The organism is Roseateles noduli (assembly GCF_050626985.1).
In the GTDB taxonomy this organism is placed as follows: Bacteria; Pseudomonadota; Gammaproteobacteria; order Burkholderiales; family Burkholderiaceae_C; genus Roseateles; species Roseateles noduli_A.
Genome location: NZ_CP192463.1, coordinates 203,406 through 219,634, shown reverse-complemented (window position 1 = coordinate 219,634; position 16,229 = coordinate 203,406). Strand labels below are relative to the sequence as shown.

At 69.6% G+C, this 16,229-nt stretch carries 14 protein-coding genes; 8 read left to right on the top strand and 6 right to left on the bottom strand.

Features of this window, described 5'->3' with window-relative positions:
- Positions 1 to 27 precede the first annotated feature (27 nt).
- Positions 28 to 765: an SIMPL domain-containing protein gene (locus ACQ4L4_RS01005; protein WP_431102378.1), complete on the bottom strand. Its 738-nt coding sequence runs from the start codon at positions 763 to 765 to the stop codon at positions 28 to 30.
- A gap of 237 nt (positions 766 to 1,002) precedes the next feature.
- On the opposite strand from ACQ4L4_RS01005, the gene ompR reads away from it, so the two are divergent.
- Both ompR and ACQ4L4_RS00995 read left to right on the top strand, forming a co-directional pair.
- The gene (gene ompR / locus ACQ4L4_RS01000) at positions 1,003 to 1,731 is read left to right on the top strand and encodes an osmolarity response regulator transcription factor OmpR (protein WP_067269272.1); all 729 of its coding nucleotides are present in this window, start codon (positions 1,003 to 1,005) and stop codon (positions 1,729 to 1,731) included.
- 4 nt (positions 1,732 to 1,735) lie between these two features.
- The gene (locus ACQ4L4_RS00995; protein WP_331613380.1) at positions 1,736 to 3,061 is read left to right on the top strand and encodes an ATP-binding protein; all 1,326 of its coding nucleotides are present in this window, start codon (positions 1,736 to 1,738) and stop codon (positions 3,059 to 3,061) included.
- A gap of 114 nt (positions 3,062 to 3,175) precedes the next feature.
- Here the strand turns inward: ACQ4L4_RS00995 and ispF are convergent, their stop codons facing one another.
- The 3 genes from ispF to ispD all read right to left on the bottom strand — a co-directional run bounded on the left by ispF (position 3,176) and on the right by ispD (position 5,294).
- On the bottom strand, positions 3,176 to 3,664 hold the full coding sequence (gene ispF / locus ACQ4L4_RS00990) for a 2-C-methyl-D-erythritol 2,4-cyclodiphosphate synthase (RefSeq protein ID WP_431102377.1): 489 nt from the start codon (positions 3,662 to 3,664) through the stop codon (positions 3,176 to 3,178).
- A 128-nt stretch (positions 3,665 to 3,792) separates the two neighbouring features.
- The gene (map, locus tag ACQ4L4_RS00985; protein WP_431102376.1) at positions 3,793 to 4,548 is read right to left on the bottom strand and encodes a type I methionyl aminopeptidase; all 756 of its coding nucleotides are present in this window, start codon (positions 4,546 to 4,548) and stop codon (positions 3,793 to 3,795) included.
- On the bottom strand, positions 4,545 to 5,294 hold the full coding sequence (ispD, locus tag ACQ4L4_RS00980) for a 2-C-methyl-D-erythritol 4-phosphate cytidylyltransferase (RefSeq protein WP_431102375.1): 750 nt from the start codon (positions 5,292 to 5,294) through the stop codon (positions 4,545 to 4,547). The genes map and ispD overlap by 4 nt, the downstream gene beginning before the upstream one ends.
- 191 nt (positions 5,295 to 5,485) lie before the next feature.
- Here ispD and ACQ4L4_RS00975 point away from each other — a divergent pair, with 191 nt between their 5' ends.
- A complete protein-coding gene (locus ACQ4L4_RS00975; protein WP_431102374.1) occupies positions 5,486 to 6,544 on the top strand; it encodes an RNA methyltransferase in 1,059 nt (352 codons plus the stop codon).
- Between the two features lie 129 nt (positions 6,545 to 6,673).
- Here ACQ4L4_RS00975 and ACQ4L4_RS00970 read toward each other — a convergent pair whose 3' ends face one another.
- Complete coding sequence (locus ACQ4L4_RS00970) at positions 6,674 to 7,822, bottom strand: ShlB/FhaC/HecB family hemolysin secretion/activation protein (RefSeq protein ID WP_431102373.1); 1,149 nt, start codon at positions 7,820 to 7,822, stop codon at positions 6,674 to 6,676.
- A gap of 461 nt (positions 7,823 to 8,283) precedes the next feature.
- On the opposite strand from ACQ4L4_RS00970, the gene mfd reads away from it, so the two are divergent.
- From mfd to ACQ4L4_RS00945, 5 genes are all read left to right on the top strand, one after another.
- Positions 8,284 to 11,751 carry a transcription-repair coupling factor gene (gene mfd / locus ACQ4L4_RS00965; protein ID WP_431102372.1) on the top strand — a complete coding sequence of 1,156 codons (3,468 nt, stop codon included), beginning with the start codon at positions 8,284 to 8,286 and terminating at the stop codon, positions 11,749 to 11,751.
- A 183-nt stretch (positions 11,752 to 11,934) separates the two neighbouring features.
- A complete protein-coding gene (locus ACQ4L4_RS00960) occupies positions 11,935 to 12,381 on the top strand; it encodes a hypothetical protein (protein ID WP_431102371.1) in 447 nt (148 codons plus the stop codon).
- A complete protein-coding gene (locus tag ACQ4L4_RS00955) occupies positions 12,368 to 12,949 on the top strand; it encodes a PIN domain-containing protein (protein ID WP_431102370.1) in 582 nt (193 codons plus the stop codon). Before ACQ4L4_RS00960 ends, ACQ4L4_RS00955 begins: the two co-directional genes overlap by 14 nt.
- A 97-nt stretch (positions 12,950 to 13,046) precedes the next feature.
- Complete coding sequence (gene serB / locus ACQ4L4_RS00950; RefSeq protein ID WP_431102369.1) at positions 13,047 to 13,769, top strand: phosphoserine phosphatase SerB; 723 nt, start codon at positions 13,047 to 13,049, stop codon at positions 13,767 to 13,769.
- 55 nt (positions 13,770 to 13,824) lie between these two features.
- The gene (locus ACQ4L4_RS00945) at positions 13,825 to 15,663 is read left to right on the top strand and encodes a putative bifunctional diguanylate cyclase/phosphodiesterase (protein WP_431102368.1); all 1,839 of its coding nucleotides are present in this window, start codon (positions 13,825 to 13,827) and stop codon (positions 15,661 to 15,663) included.
- Positions 15,664 to 15,688: 25 nt separating this feature from the next.
- Here ACQ4L4_RS00945 and rraA read toward each other — a convergent pair whose 3' ends face one another.
- A complete protein-coding gene (rraA, locus tag ACQ4L4_RS00940; RefSeq protein ID WP_431102367.1) occupies positions 15,689 to 16,225 on the bottom strand; it encodes a ribonuclease E activity regulator RraA in 537 nt (178 codons plus the stop codon).
- Positions 16,226 to 16,229: the final 4 nt, after the last annotated feature.

Sequence of the window (16,229 nt, the reverse complement as noted above, 5' to 3'; positions counted from 1 at the left end):
CGTGATCAGCGCGTGATCAGCACGTGATCAACGTGTCATCACGACGTTGCCGTTCACGTTCACCGTGACGGTGGCCTTGCCGGATTCGACCGGCAGGGCTTCATCGGCCGACGAGGCCATCGTCTTGAAGCGCGCCTGGGCCGCCATCATGACGGGCGCCGGCTGGTCGGCGTTCACGCTGACCTCGCCGATGCGGTAGCCCGAATAACCGAACTGCTTCGCGTACAGGGCCGCCTTGGCTTTGTAGCTGGCGATCGCCTGCGCGACCACGTCGTCCTCGGCCTTCTCGCGCGCCTCGCGCGACAGCCCGTAGCTGACGTTGGCGATGGCCAGCGAGTTGATGCGGCCGCTGAGCTTGGAGATCGCCTCGATGTCGCGGCCCTGCACCAGCAGCTCGACACTGCCTTGCCAGCCGGTGATCTGCGGCGCGGCGCTCGAGCTGCCCTTGGGCTGGCCGTAGCGCGGATAGACCGACAGGTTGCCCGCCTGCAGATCGACCTGCCCCGGCTTGGCGACCTTGCGCGCCTCGGTCAGCGCGGCCTCGAGCGCCTGCTTGAGCTCGTTCTGGACGGCGCCCGCCTCCTTGCCCTCGCGGGTGGTGGAGAAGCGCAGCTGCAGCAGGTCGCGGGTCACTTCGGTGGTGGCCGAGGCATTCAGCGCGAGCACGTCGGTCCGGGCGGCCTGGGCCTGCGCCATCGCGGGCAGGACCGCCACCGCACCGGCGGCGATCAGGGTGCGGGCAAGGATCTTGGAGCTTCGGATCATTCGGGTTCCTACGGAGAGTCCAGGTGGGAACCAGCATAACGCGTGAGGAAAGCGTCACGGTTGACCACCACGGCGCGCCGTCCATCCGCCTTTTTGGGTCATTCATCGACCTCCGGTAGGGATATGGACAGCCCTGTTACAAAAGATGTAACCATCCGGTAAGGACTGATGCATCCCGCAAACAGGTCGAAAAACAGCCCTTACAGTCCCGCTGTTACAAATTCCGGAGTGGCCGCCATGCAAACCACAACCCGCCCCAACCGTGTCCTGGTCGTGGATGACGACGCCCGCATCCGCGACCTCCTTCGCCGCTATCTGGCCCAGGAGGGCTTCGAAGTCCTGCTGGCCGAAGACAGCAAGGCGCTCAACAAGCAGCTGACGCGCGAGACCGTGGACCTCATCGTCCTGGACCTGATGCTGCCCGGCGAGGACGGCCTGTCCATCTGCCGACGGCTGCGCGCCGCGGGCGACAGCACGCCCATCATCATGCTGACCGCCAAGGTCGAGGAAGTGGACCGGATCGTCGGCCTCGAGGTCGGCGCCGACGACTACCTGGCCAAGCCCTTCAACCCGCGCGAACTGCTGGCCCGCATCAACGCGGTGCTGCGCCGCCGTCCGCCGCCGGAAGCGCCGGGCGCGCCGTCCAAGGAACCGATGACGGTCCAGTTCGGCCCGTTCGAGTTCGACCTGGCGCTGCGCCGCCTGGCCAAGAACGGCGATCCCGTGCCGCTGACCACCGGCGAGTTCTCGATGCTGAAGGCCCTGGTGCGCCACCCGCGCCAGCCGCTGTCGCGCGACAAGCTGGCCATGCTGGCCCGCGGCCGCGAGTTCGAGCCCTTCGACCGCAGCCTGGACGTGCAGGTCTCGCGCCTGCGCAAGCTGTTGGAAGAAGATCCGGCGCAGCCGCGCTTCATCCAGACCGTGTGGGGGGTAGGCTACGTGTTCGTTCCGGACGAGGCGGCCTGATCCCGTGGCTCCCCCGCGTCTGGCGCTGAACCTGTTCTGGCGCACCTTCGCGCTGCTGGCGCTGCTGCTGGCGGCCGGTGTGCTGGCGTGGCAGCAGACCTTCAAGGCCCTGGAGGCCGAACCCAAGGCCCTCGAAGCGGCGCAGCAGCTGGCCGGCCTGGTCAACCTCTCGCGCGTGGCGCTGTCCAGCACCGACGCGATCAACCGCGTGGCGGTGGTCAAGTCGCTGGCGCGCAGCGAGGCGGTGTCGGTCGAGGTCGCCGAAGCGACCGACCGCTGGCTGCCCTACGAGAACTCGCCCTTCGCGCAGCGTCTGCGCAAGGAGCTGGTCTCGCGGCTCGGACCGCAGACGGTGCTCGCGAGCGGGCTGAACGGCGTGCCGGGGTTGTGGGTGAGATTCGATGTCGGCCCGGACCAGTTCTGGCTGCAGACCAATCCGGCGCCGCTGCAGGCCAACATCTCCAGCAACTGGTGGTGGATCGCGATCGCGCTGGGCGCGTCGCTGCTGGGCGCCGCGGCCATCGCGCGGCTGATCAACCAGCCGCTGCGCGAGCTGTCGATCGCCGCGAGCCGCATCCGCGAGGGCGAGTACGACTCGCGCCTGGACGAAAGCACGCTGACCAGCGAGATCCGCGAGGTCAACATGGGCTTCAACCGGATGGCGCGCGAGCTGGCCAAGATGGAAGAAGACCGCAGCGTGATGCTGGCGGGCATCTCGCACGACCTGCGCACGCCGCTGGCGCGACTGCGGCTGGAAGCGGAGATGAGCGTCAACGACGAGCAGGCGCGGACCTACATCGCGCAGGACATCGACCAGCTCGACGCGATCATCAACAAGTTCATGGACTACGCGCGGCCGAGCGAACTGCAGCTGCAGGCGCTCAACCTGCGCGAGCTGGTGGAGCGCGAGGCGCAGGGCTTCCGCGACCCGCAGCAGATCCAGATCAGCGTGCGGCTGTCCGCGGCGCTGCGCATCTGGACCGACCCGACCGAGCTGGGCCGCATCCTGCTGAACCTGTTCGAGAACGCGCGCCGCTACGGCCACCACGGGGACGAGCCGACGCGCGTCGAGGTGACCGCCGAGGCCGACAGCGCCTGGGTGCTGCTGACGGTGCGCGACCACGGGCCCGGCGTGCCGCCGGACAAGCTCGCGAAGCTGACGACGCCCTTCTACCGCGGCGACACGGCGCGCACGGCGGCGACCGGCGCGGGCCTGGGCCTGGCGATCGTCGAGAAGTCGGTGCAGCGCCTGGGCGCGCAACTGCGGCTCGCGAATGCCGACGACAGCGGCTTCGTCGCGCAGCTGAGACTCAAGCGCGCGAGCGTCTGACCGCGGTCAACATCCCCGCGGTCAACGTGCCTCACTGGGCCCGGAACAGGGCTTGAGGGTCCTGGAGGGAGCCCTCATGCCCTGTGATGGGCCGCGCTCGGCGGTGATGGGGAGTCAGTCTCCGCGCACCAGCAGGCAGACGGCGCGTGCCTCGATCGCCTTGAGTTCGCCGACCGGCCCCATCTTCTCGGCCGTCTTGGCCTTCACGTTGATCTGGCCGGGGTCGATGCCCAGCACTTCGGCGAGCCGCTGGCGCATCGCCGGGATATGCGGCGCCATCTTGGGCTGCTGCGCAATGATGGTGCTGTCGAGGTTGCCGATCACCCAGCCCAGGTCCTTCACGCGCCGGTAGGCCTCTTCGAGCAGCACCATCGAATCGGCGCCCTTGAACTCGGCGGCGGTGTCGGGGAACAGCTTGCCGATGTCGCCCAGCGCGGCCGCGCCGAGCAGCGCGTCGGTGATCGCGTGCGCGAGCGCGTCCGCGTCCGAGTGGCCCAGCAGGCCGTGCGTGTGCGGGACCGTGATGCCGCCGAGGATCAGCGGGCGGCCGGTGACGAGCTGGTGGGTGTCCCACCCCTCGCCGATGCGGAAATTCAGGACCATGAGGATGTGGCGTTGACTGCGGTGAACAAGCGGGTCGGCGGTCGAAAAAGCAGACGCGACGGAAGGAGCGGACGATGCCGCGCCCAGTGCGGAAGGGCCCAGTGCGGCAGCGCTCAGTGCGCAAGCACTCAGTGCGGCAACGCGTTGGTGACGACGAGCGGACCGTTGCGGGTGACGATCATCGTGTGCTCGAACTGCGCGGACAGGTTGCCCTTGACGCCGGAGAGGGTCCAGCCGTCGGCCTCCTCGTCGACCCAGCGGCTCTTGGTCGACAGGAAGGGCTCGATGGTGATGACCATGCCTTCGGTCAGCACGCGCGTGTCGTTCGCGTCGTAGTAGCCGGGGATGCTCTTGGGCTCCTCGTGCAGCGAGCGGCCGACGCCGTGGCTGCAGAGGTTCTCGATGATCTTGAACTTGTGCGCCTTGGCCACGCGTTCGATCGCGTGACCGATGCGGTTGATCTTCGCCCCGGGTCTCACTTCCTTCATCGCCTGCTCCAGCGCGTACTGCGCGGCGAAGACCAGCTGCGTCTTCGTCGGCGTCGTCGGCGGGACGATGCGCGTGCCGCCGGTGTCGCCGAAGTAGCCGTCCAGCTCGGCCGAGACGTCGACGTTGACGACGTCGCCCTTCTGGATCACGCGGTCGCCGGGGATGCCATGCGCGGCCTGCTCGTTGATCGAGATGCAGGTGGCGCCGGGGAAGTTGTACATCACGCGCGGCGCGGACTTCGCGCCGAATTCCGTCAGCCAGCGCTCGCCCATCTGGTCGAGCTCGAGCGTGGTCATGCCGGGCCGGATCGCGTCCAGCATGCGGCGCAGCACGGTGGCGACGGCTTCGCCGGCGGCCTTCAGGCCCTGGATATCGTCATCGGATTCGACAGTCATGCGCGGCTCCTGAGCAGGCGTTCGGCCAACGCGAAGTCGGCGGGATAGGTGACCTTGAAGTTTTCCATGGAAGCTTCGACCAGACGCGGCGAATGGCCCAGCGCCTCGACGGCGCTGGCCTCGTCGGTGATGCCTTCCATCGGGCCGGCCAGCGCGGGCATCAGCAGGCCGAGGCGGAACATCTGCGGCGTCTGCGCGGCCCACTTGCCGCGGCGGTCGACGGTGGCGGCGACGCGCGTCGACGGCGCCGCGCCGGGATCGGTGCCCGGGCTCGCGACCACCGCGTCCTTGAGCGTGTCGGCCACGGGCAACGCGAGCAGACCGCCGACCTCGTCGTCGTCGCAGGCGTCGATCAGCGCATCGACCCATTCGGGACGGAGCAGGCAACGGGCGGCGTCGTGGACGAGCACCCAGTCGTGCGGCTGGGCACCGCGTTCGCGCAAGGCCTGCAGGCCGGCGGCGACGGTGTCGGCGCGTGTCGCGCCGCCGGTGCGTGCGATCCAGCCGTGCTCGCCTTCGAAGCCGGGGACGGCGGATTCGAACTGGTCGTCGTCCGGCGAGAGCACGACCAGCGTGGCCTCGACCCGCGCGACGGCGCCGAGCGCCGCCAGCGTGTGCGCGATCAGGGCGCGGCCGGCGAGCGGGACGTACTGCTTGGGGCGGTCGGCGCCGGAGCGGCTGCCGACGCCCGCGGCCGGCACCAGCGCGAAGCAGCGCGGCGTCAGGCCGATGGGAAAGGAACTCATGGGGTCGATTGTAGGGAGCGCCTTGCAGGGAGCGCCAACCTCGGCATGAACGCCCTCTCCCGCACGGCGGGAGAGGGCGGGGGGAGAGGGCGGGGGCTGAGGGCCAGCGGCGGTGGACGTGCGGCCCGACGCGGGGACGCCGATTCGATCGGCGAAAATCCCGTCTCCTGCCCTCCCCTGTTCCGAATGCCGTGTTCGCCATCGCCGACATCCACCGCCGCCTGACCGCGCTCGGCGCCAACGAGGCGCACGCGGGACGCGTGCTGCGGCACTGGGTCCAGGCCCGGCCGCTGACCGAGGGCCGGCGCCAGCTGGTGCACTACCTGCCGCTGGCGGTGCGCGACGCGCTGCCGGCGCTGATGGACGAGCTGCACGGGCTGGCGACGCTGGTCGAGCGGCATCCGGGCGAGGACGGCTCCGCGCGACTGCTGGTGCGGCTGCAGGACGGCCAGACGGTCGAGAGCGTGCTGCTGCCGCGCGACGGCCTGTGCGTGTCGAGCCAGGTCGGCTGCGCCGTGGGTTGCCGCTTCTGCATGACCGGCAAGGACGGGCTGCTGCGGCAGGTCACCAGCGCCGAGATCGTCGCGCAGGTGGCGCTGGCGCGGCGCGAGCGGGCGGTGAAGAAGGTCGTGTTCATGGGCATGGGCGAGCCGTCGCACAACCTGGAGGCCGTCATGGAAGCGATCGAGCTGCTCGGACTCGAAGGCAACATCGGCCACAAGAACCTGGTGTTCTCGACGGTCGGCGACCTGCGCGCGTTCGAGCGGCTCGCCTCAGGTCCCGTCAAGCCGGCACTGGCCCTGTCGCTGCACACGACCAAGCCCGACCTGCGCCGCGAGCTGCTGCCGCGTGCACCGCGGCTCACGCCGCGCGAACTGGTCGAGGCCGGCGAGCGCTACGCCCGCCAGACCGGCTATCCGATCCAGTACCAGTGGACGCTGCTGGCGGGCATCAACGACGGCGAGGACGAACTCGACGGCATCGTCGACCTGCTCAAGGGCCGGTACGGCGTGCTGAACATGATCCCGTACAACAGCGTGCCCGAGCTGCCCTACGTGCGGCCCGACTGGGACAAGGCGCGCGACATCGCCCGCCGGCTGCATCAGCGCGGCGTGCTGACGAAGCTGCGCGACTCCGCCGGGCAGGATGTGGACGGCGGCTGCGGGCAGTTGCGGGCGCGCAGCCTCGATGTCCAGCCGACGTCGATGCGCGAGGCCCGCCGGTCGATTCCCATCGCCTCGGCGGACTGAGCATCAGCGCGCCTCGACCTCGACCTCGACGTCCGTCGGCGGCGGTTGGCGCCTCTCAGCGGACGTCGGCGGACGTCGGCGCACGTCAGCGCGCCTCGACGCGCAACAACGTGCATCAACGCGCCTCGCTCACAACGCATAGGCGACGCTCACCCACAGCTGCGGCATCCGCGCCTTCGGCGCCGACAAGGACCGCCGATGCATCGCCGTGCCGAGGCGCCATCCCGCCGCGCCGTCCGCGCTCCAGGGTCCGTGCTGCCAGCGCAAGCCGACGCCAGCGCCGGCAAGCGTGCGACCCTGGGGCAGGACGCGCGCACGAGCGCTCGTCTCCCACGGCGTGTGGCTGAACCTCACCCGCCCGGCGTCGACGAACCCGAACGGCTCCAGGGCCTTCCACCGGTATCGCAGCTCCATCTGCGCCAGGACACCGTGGTCGCCCGAGGCCTCGCCCAGCGGCCACGCCCGCACGCCGTGCGCGCCGCCCAGGGGGAACTTCTTCGAGGCATCCAGGTTCTTGTTCGCGATCTGCCCGCTCCCGCGCAGCAGCAGTCCCCACGCGTTCCACTGCTTGAGCAGCGCCAGGTCGCTCGACAGCAGCAGGTATTCACCCGCCGAGCGCGCGCTCGCGGCATCAGCCACCGCCGCCGCCGCATCGCGCAGGCGCACATCGCCGACCTCCATCCACACGCCGCCCCAGGCGGCACTGCCCGCCGACGGAACCATCGCCGCCTGCAAGCCCGTGGTCACCGCCACCGCCCGTCGCGAATCGGTGAACGCCATCGCCTTGCGCGCGTAGGACGCGTTGGAGGCGTTGGAGGCGTTGGAGGCGTTGGAGGCGTTGGACATGGTGGATGCCTTGGACGTATTGGGCGCGTGGCCCATGCGCCGCAGCTCCACGCCGATCTGCCAGCTCAACCGCCCGTTCCCCGTCGTGGTCAGCGGAACGTCCACCGCCGCCCCCAACGCGTCGACCTGCCCCTGCGCGCCGGACCGCGCGAGCGCCCTGCCCAGCCCGTAGTGGTGATGGCTGGCCGCCACCGCGCCCCGCGTGCCACGCGAGCCCAGCGGGAACCGGTAGGCCGCGATGCCATCCCAGCCCTTGGCGCCCGGCCCCGCACCCGAGGCGATCGAGACACCCGGCGGGCTTGACAACGCCTGCACCTGTGATCCCGTCGACAGCGACGCGGGTGATCCAGTCGGCGCCGACGAGGGCGTCGGGGCCTGACCGAGGACCGGCGCCACGCCCGCCAGACAGGCGAGGCCAACCGCAACGGACATCGCGTGCCGCCAGGCACCGGGAGAACACACGGATCGCCGCGACGACCGTCCGGTCGCTGGCGCCCCTTCGATGAATGAACTCTGCATGCTGGAGAAATGCTCAATGAGAGACCTCCATTCTTCGAAGCGCGGGCGTTCTCACCAATCGCCGCGGATCACCAACGCGGCGTCACCACCAGCCTCATCGCGGCACCTCGACCCTGGAATGCATCAGGAACCGCGCGCCGGGTACGCCGACTGCTCCCGGGATGGTCCGCACAACGCCCCTGCGCCTCCTTGCACCTCCGCCTTCTTGCGTCCCCTTGCGTCCCTTCGCGCCCCCTTGCGCCCACTTGCGTCCCTCTTGCTTCCCTCTTGCTTCCCCCCTTCCGCGCCCCTTGTCGCTCCTGTCACGCCGTGTCGCGGCGGGCTCCCTACAATTCCCCCGAGCCCCTTCCCGGGGCTGTTCTCATTTGTGCGCCATGCAGCTGTCCACGATCTCCCCCGGCAAACGCTTCACCCTGCCCCGCCCCACCGGCTCCGCCGACGCGCTGCTGCTTGCCCGCTTCGCGCGGCAGCAGCAGGCCGCCGGCCGGCTGACGCTGATCGTCACCGCCGAACCCGGCGACACGCAGCGCCTGGAGGACGAGCTCAAGTTCTTCGCGCCCGAGCTGCGCGTCGCCGTCTTCCCCGACTGGGAGACCCTGCCCTATGACAGCTTCAGCCCGCACCAGGACCTGATCTCCGAACGGCTGGCCACGCTGTGGCGGCTGCTGCAGGCCAACGGGAAGCCGGTCGCCGAGCGCGACCTCGACGTCGTGCTCCTGCCCGCGACCACCGCGCTGACGCGGCTGGCGCCGCCGTCCTTCCTCGCCGCGACGACCTTCAACTTCCGCCAGAAGCAGCGCCTGGACGAGGCCGGCCTGAAGCGCCAGCTGACGCTGGGCGGCTACCAGCACGTCAGCCAGGTCGTCTCGCCCGGCGAATACGCCGTGCGCGGCGGCCTGATCGACCTCTACCCGATGGGCTCGCTGGTGCCCTACCGCGTCGACCTGTTCGGCGACGAGGTGGACTCGATCCGCGTCTTCGATCCGGACTCGCAGCGCTCGCTGTACCCGGTGCCCGAGGTCCGCCTGCTGCCCGGGCGCGAGTTCCCGATGGACGAGGCCTCGCGCAAGGCCTTCCGCGCCCGCTGGCGGGAGAAGATGGACGGCGATCCGACCAAGTCCCGCATCTACAAGGACATCGACACGGGCCTGGCCACCGGCGGCATCGAGTACTACCTGCCGCTGTTCTTCGACGAGGTCGCCAGCGTGTTCGATTACGTGCCGGCGGAGGCGGGCCTCGTGCTGCACGGCGAAGTGGACGAGGCGCTGCAGCGCTACTGGACCGACACGCGCGAACGCCACCGTTTCCTGCAGCACGACCCGGACCGGCCGATCCTGGCGCCCGAGGAGATCTTCCTGCGGCCCGAGGAGTTCTTCACCGCGACGCATCGCCACGCGGTGCTGGCGGTGCGGGGCCACGAGGCCGTCGACTACGCGCGTCCGCTGCCCGACGTCAGCGTCGAGCGCGGCGCGCAGGAGCCGCTCGCGCGCCTGGCCGCGCACCTGAAGTCCACCGACTTCCGCGTGCTGCTGCTCGCCGAGAGCGAAGGCCGCCGCGAGAGCCTGCTCGAGCTGCTGCGCGACAACAAGATCGATCCGCCGTCGGTGAAGGACCTCGCCGAATTCGAGGCGAACAAGCACGAGCGCTTCGCGATCACCGCCGCGCCGCTGGCGGCGGGCTTCTTCTGGTTCGAACCGGACGAGGGGCGCCAGATCCAGCTCTTCACCGAGACCGAGCTCTTCGCGACCACGCCCACCACGCGCCGGCGCCGCAAGCAGGAGCAGGTCAGCGACGTCAACGCGCTGATCAAGGACCTGTCCGAGCTGAAGGTCGGCGATCCGGTGGTGCACACCAACCACGGCATCGGCCGCTACCTGGGGCTGATCAACATCGACCTCGGCGACGGCCCCAGCGAGTTCCTGCACCTGGAGTACGCGGACAAGGCCACGCTCTACGTGCCGGTCGCGCAGCTGCACCTGATCAGCCGCTACACCGGCGTCAGCGCCGAGGAGGCGCCGCTGCACCGCCTGGGCTCGGGCCAGTGGGACAAGGCCAAACGCAAGGCCGCCGAGCAGGTCCGCGACACCGCCGCGGAGCTGCTCAACCTCTACGCCCGCCGCGCCGCGCGCGAGGGCCATGCGTTCCGCTACTCGCCGCACGACTACGAGGCCTTCGCCGCGAGCTTCGGCTTCGAGGAAACGCCCGACCAGCGCGCCGCGATCCACGCCGTCATCCAGGACATGATCAGCCCCAAGCCGATGGACCGGCTGGTGTGCGGCGATGTCGGCTTCGGCAAGACCGAGGTGGCGCTGCGCGCCGCCTTCGTCGCGGTGATGGGCGGCAAGCAGGTCGCGCTGCTGGCGCCGACGACGCTGCTGGCCGAGCAGCATTACCAGAACATCGCCGACCGCTTCGGCCGCTGGCCGGTCAAGGTCGCCGAGATGAGCCGCTTCCGCTCCGCCAAGGAGATCAAGGCGGCGATGGAGGGCCTGGCCGACGGCTCGATCGACATCGTCATCGGCACGCACAAGCTGCTGTCGGCGGAGGTGAAGTTCAAGCGCCTGGGACTGCTGGTCATCGACGAGGAGCACCGCTTCGGCGTGCGGCACAAGGAGGCGATGAAGGCGATGCGCGCCGAGGTCGACGTGCTGACGCTGACCGCCACGCCGATCCCGCGCACGCTGGGCATGGCGCTGGAGGGCCTGCGCGACCTGAGCGTCATCGCCACCGCGCCGCAGCGGCGCCTGGCGATCAAGACCTTCGTGCGCAGCGAGACCAGCGGCACGATCCGCGAGGCCATCCTGCGCGAACTCAAGCGCGGCGGCCAGGTCTACTTCCTGCACAACGAGGTCGAGACGATCGAGAACCGCCGCATGAAGCTCGAGGAGCTGCTGCCGGAGGCGCGCATCGTCGTCGCGCACGGCCAGATGCCCGAGCGCGAGCTGGAACGCGTGATGCGCGAGTTCGTCGGCGGCAAGCACAACGTGCTGCTGTGCTCGACCATCATCGAGACCGGCATCGACGTGCCCAGCGCCAACACCATCGTCATCAGCCGCGCCGACAAGTTCGGCCTGGCGCAGCTGCATCAGTTGCGCGGGCGCGTCGGGCGTTCGCACCACCAAGCCTATGCCTACCTGATGGTGCCGGACGTCGAGGGCCTGACCAAGCAGGCGGCGCAGCGGCTGGAGGCGATCCAGGCGATGGAAGAGCTCGGCTCGGGCTTCTACCTCGCCATGCACGACCTGGAGATCCGCGGCGCCGGCGAAGTGCTGGGCGAGCACCAGAGCGGCAACATGATGGAGATCGGTTTCCAGCTCTACAACGAGATGCTGTCGGAAGCCGTGCGCTCGCTCAAGGCCGGCCGCGAGCCGGACCTGCTCAGCCCGCTGTCGGCGACCACCGAGATCAACCTGCATGCGCCCGCGCTGCTGCCGGACGCCTACTGCGGCGACGTGCACCAGCGGCTGTCCTTGTACAAGCGGCTCGCGACCGCGGATCGCACCGAGCAGATCGACGCGATGCTCGAGGAGATCACCGACCGCTTCGGCAAGCTGCCGGCGCAGGGACAGACCTTGTTCGACACGCACCGCCTGCGCGTGCTGGCCAAGCCCTACGGCGTGATGAAGATCGACGCGGCGCCCAGCGTCATCAACATCAACTTCCGGCCCAATCCGCCGATCGATCCGATGCGCGTCATCGAGCTGGTGCAGAAGAACCGCAACATCAAGCTGGTGGGCAACGAGAAGCTGCGCATCGACAAGGCACTGACCGATCCGAAGGACCGCGCGCAGGCGGTGCGCGAGGTGCTGCGGCTGCTCGGCGCGCCGGTGGCGCAGGCCTGATCGAAGGCCTGCTTCGCAGCGGTGACACGGCGGCTCCGGCCGCCGTTTTCAATGGCAATCCGCAGGAATCATTGGCCCTCACTCGAACTGCTGGAAGACGACCGGCACGTCCACCAGTTCGAGTCAATGACCGCGGAGGAACCGCTTCCTAGACTGACGGCTTCTCAACTTCTGGGGATGCCGATGCATCAACACACGCCACTGTTACCCCTGATCGAAGCAAGCCTTCGGATCGATGCAGTCGAATCGATCGATGTCATGGCCGCCCGCCAAGCACAGGAAGACGCGGAAGAGGCGGCCTGGGATGCCGCACGCGAAGCCGAGTTCGCTGCCAAGGAGAGGGGATGCGCCTACGCGATGACTTGCTTCAAGTGCCGGCACCTGCCGCCGGACGACCGGCTGACCGATCCGGATTCGCTCATCCGCGCGATCTCCGAAAGCAAGCGCATCTCTCGCCTTATCCTGCATGCGCGCGAGGGCTGCGAGACCTGCCCGTACCTGCCGGAGAACTACGGTAAGCCGGTGCGGGCCCGGGTTCTCGGGCTGGACGACTGGGAGGACGATGCTGAAGTCGACAGGATCCGTCGCGCGCGCTTCGACGCCTGGGAGGCGCAACATGGATCGCGTTGAACCGCTCTACATGCTCGACACGAACATCATGAGCTACCTGATGGAGCGTCCCGGATCGGAACGGCTGGCTCACTGCCAGAAGCGCCTCGATTCACTCACCGGACGTGTCGCCATCAGCGTCATCGTGCAAGCCGAGATCTTCGCCGGGCTTGAGAAGAAGAACTCCAACCGCAAGGAGCTGCGCCTGCGGGAGCTGATGCGAGAGATCCGGGTCGAGTATCTCGATCGAGGACTCTGGTTTTCCGACCTCTACGCTTGCATCAGGTCCGCCAGCGAGCAGCGCGGCCAACGCATCGAACAGTTCGACGCAGCCATCGCCGCGCACGCGATGGCGCTGGGCGCAACCTTGATCAGCAAGGACAAGGGCCTGGCGCGTGTGGAAGGCCTGAAGCTGGAGTCCTGGGATGTTCCTGGCATCAGTGACCGGCAGCACGCCCCTCGCGTCTCGGAGCCGGCCGCCGCATACCTCTCGCGCTTGAGCGATACCCGCTTCGGTTGGGCCGAAACGCCGACATTCTGGATGACCGGCACTCGCGGAGCGACCTACGTCGGCGCGCATGCGCGCTGAGGCTTGCCTCGGCGAGTGCGCTAAGCTCCCGCCCGTCCCCGCCGACTGATCCAAGTGATCATCGGCGGGGACCTTCCGCATTCCAGACCGCGCTCGCATGACCTCCTCGTCGCTCTTCACGGCATCCCCCTCCCCGCTCGTCCTGCAAGGCTTCACGCCTCCGCTGGCGCTGAGCGACTTCAAGCTCGCCGCCTTCGACATGGATTCGACGCTGATCTCGATCGAGTGCATCGACGAGATCGCCGCCGCCGCGGGCCGCAAGGCCGAGGTCGCCGCGATCACCGAGGCCGCCATGCGCGGCGAGATCACCGACTTCAAGGACAGCCTGCGCCGCCGCCTCGCGCTGCTCAAGGGCGTCGGCGAGGACGCGCTGGCACAGGTGCTGCGCGAGCGGCTCAGCTTCAACCCCGGCGCGCGCGAACTCTGCGCCGCGCTGAAGACGGCCGGCCTGAAGCTGGTGCTGGTCTCCGGCGGCTTCACCTACTTCACGCGCTTCGTCGCCGCCGAGCTGGGCATGGACTTCGTCCGCAGCAACGAGCTGGAGATCGTCGACGGCCGCCTGACCGGCGCCCTCGTGATGCAGGACTGGGGCGACATCTGCGACGGCGAGGAGAAGCGCCGCATGATGCTGGCCTGCGCCGGGCACATCGGCGCGACCTCCGCGCAGTGCATCGCCGTCGGCGACGGCGCCAACGACCTGCCGATGATGGGCGCCGCCGGGCTCTCGGTCGCCTATCACGCCAAACCCAAGGTCCGCGAGCAGGCCATGGTGGCAATCAACGACGGCGGCCTCGACCGGCTGCTGACAGTGTTGCGCTGAGGTTCTTGCCGACCGGCGTCGAGCCTGCGATGCTCCCGGCAAACAGGGAGCAGCGATGCAAGAACAGCACGCGACAAGGACGGACGAGCAGGCCGACATCGATCACCTGCAGCGCGACGTGCTGGAAGCCGTCGCGCTCGGTCGCCCGCTGGCGGCGGTGATGGACCTGCTGTGCCGGGCCGTGGAGGCGCTGGCACCGGAGGTGATCTGCTCCGTGCTGGCGGTGGACGAGGACGGTCGCGTGCACCCGCTGGCCGCCCCCAGCCTGCCGACCACGTTCAGCGGCGCGCTGGAAGGCCTCATGATCGGTCCGCAGGCCGGCTCCTGCGGCACGGCCGCCTGGCGCCGCCAGCCGGTCGAGGTCACCGACATCGCCAACGACCCGCTGTGGGCCGACTTCCGCGCACTCGCGCTGCCGCACGGGCTGCATGCCTGCTGGTCCACCCCCATCCTGCTGGGCGCCGACCAGGTCGTCGCCACCTTCGCGCTGTACTACCGCGAACCGCGCGGTGCGGCGCCCTTCCACCGCCGCATGGTGCAGGCCTGTGCGCAGCTGTGCCAGATCGCGTTCATGCACGACCGCCACCAGCGCGAGATCGAGCGCCTGGCCTACTTCGACGGCGTCACCGGCCTGCCCAACCGCACGCTGCTGGCCGACCGCGCCCGGCAGACGCTGATGCAGGCCTCGCGCACCGAGGCGCCGGCCGCGCTGCTGCTGCTCGACATCGACCGCTTCAAGACCGTCAACGATTCGCTGGGCCATGCCGTCGGCGACCAGGTGCTGAAGCACATCTCCGAGCGGCTGCTGGGCGCGCTGCGCGACAGCGACACCCTGGCGCGCCTGGGCGGCGACGAGTTCGTCGCCCTGCTGCCGGGCTGCTCCGCGGACGACGCGATGCATGTGGCCGGCAAGCTGCGCGCGGTGCTCGAGGCCCCGCTCCCGCTCGCCGGCAGTCATGCGCGCGTGCAGATGACGGCCAGCATCGGCGTCTGCGCCTATCCGCGCGACGGGCTCGACCTCGACCAGTTGCTGAAGAACGCCGACATCGCGATGTACGAGGCCAAGCGCGCCGGCCGTGACTGCGCGCGCTTCTTCCTGCACGCGATGAACCAGGCGCTGGACGAGCGGCTCGACATCGAGGCCGCGCTGCGTCACGCGCTGTCCCACCAGCTGCTGCAGCTGCACTTCCAACCCAAGGTCCGGTTGACCGACCGCGCGCTGGTGGGCGTGGAAGCCCTGCTGCGCTGGCACGACGCCGAACGCGGCTGGGTGTCGCCGGACCGCTTCATCCCGGTCGCCGAGGAGAGCGGCCTGATCAATGCGCTGGACGCCTGGGTGCTGGCGCAAGCCTGTGCGCAGCTGGCACGCTGGCGAGCCGAGGGGATCGCCGTGCCGGGCATGTCGGTCAACGTCTCGCCGCAGCGTTTCCATCAGGATGACGTCGCCGCCCATGCGCGGGCGCTGCTCGCGAAGCACGGACTGTCGGCGAATGATCTGACGCTGGAGGTCACCGAACGGCTGATGCTCGACGACACCAGCCGCCCGCGCGAACAGCTGCAGCAGTTGCACGAGATGGGCGTCGGCGTGTCGGTCGACGACTTCGGCACCGGTTATTCGAGCCTGAGCTACCTGAAGCGCTTGCCGGTGACCGAGCTGAAGCTCGACAAGAGTTTCGTGCGCGACCTGGAACAGGACGCCGACGACCGCGCGTTGTCGAGCGCGGTGATCGGCATCGGGCGTTCGCTCGGACTGACGGTGGTCGCGGAAGGCGTGGAGACCGAGGGGCAGCGCGCCGTCCTCGTCGCGATGGGCTGCGACGCGGCGCAGGGCTGGCTGTTCGGCAGACCGATGGCGGCGGAGGCGCTGGCCGGCTGGATCGCCGCCCAGGGGTGAGATCCGGGCCCGGCGCAGGCCTCGCTCAGCCGGCCGCGTGCACGGCCTTGGGCGTGACGACGATGCCGTCCTCGTCGGCGTAGAGCCAATCGCCTGGACGGATCCAGACGCCCTCGATCTGGACGGGCAGGTCCGCGAGGCCCTGCTCGCGGCGCTCGGTCGGCATCGGCACATGGCCCAGCGCGAAGATGCCGACGGCCGCCGCGCGCAGCTCCTCGAGGTCGCGCACCGCGCCATGGACCACCACGCCGGCCCAGCCGTTCTTCGCCGCGCTGACGGCGAGGTTGCCGCCCAGCAGCGACCGCCGCAACGAACCGCCGCCGTCGACCACGAGCACGCGTCCGGCGCCGAAGCTCTCGACGGCCGCCTTCACCTGCGAGTTGTCGTCCAGGCATCTCACCGTGGCCACCGGGCCGGCGAAGCGCGGATGTCCGCCGTAGCTGCGATACAGGCTGCCCGGCAGCCAGCGCGTGTCGCCGCTGGTGTCGGCCTTCAGCGAGTCGCAGAGGTCGCAGGTCGAGAAACGGATCGCGGCGCGGGTCGCGGCGCTGGGACTGGTCATCGGG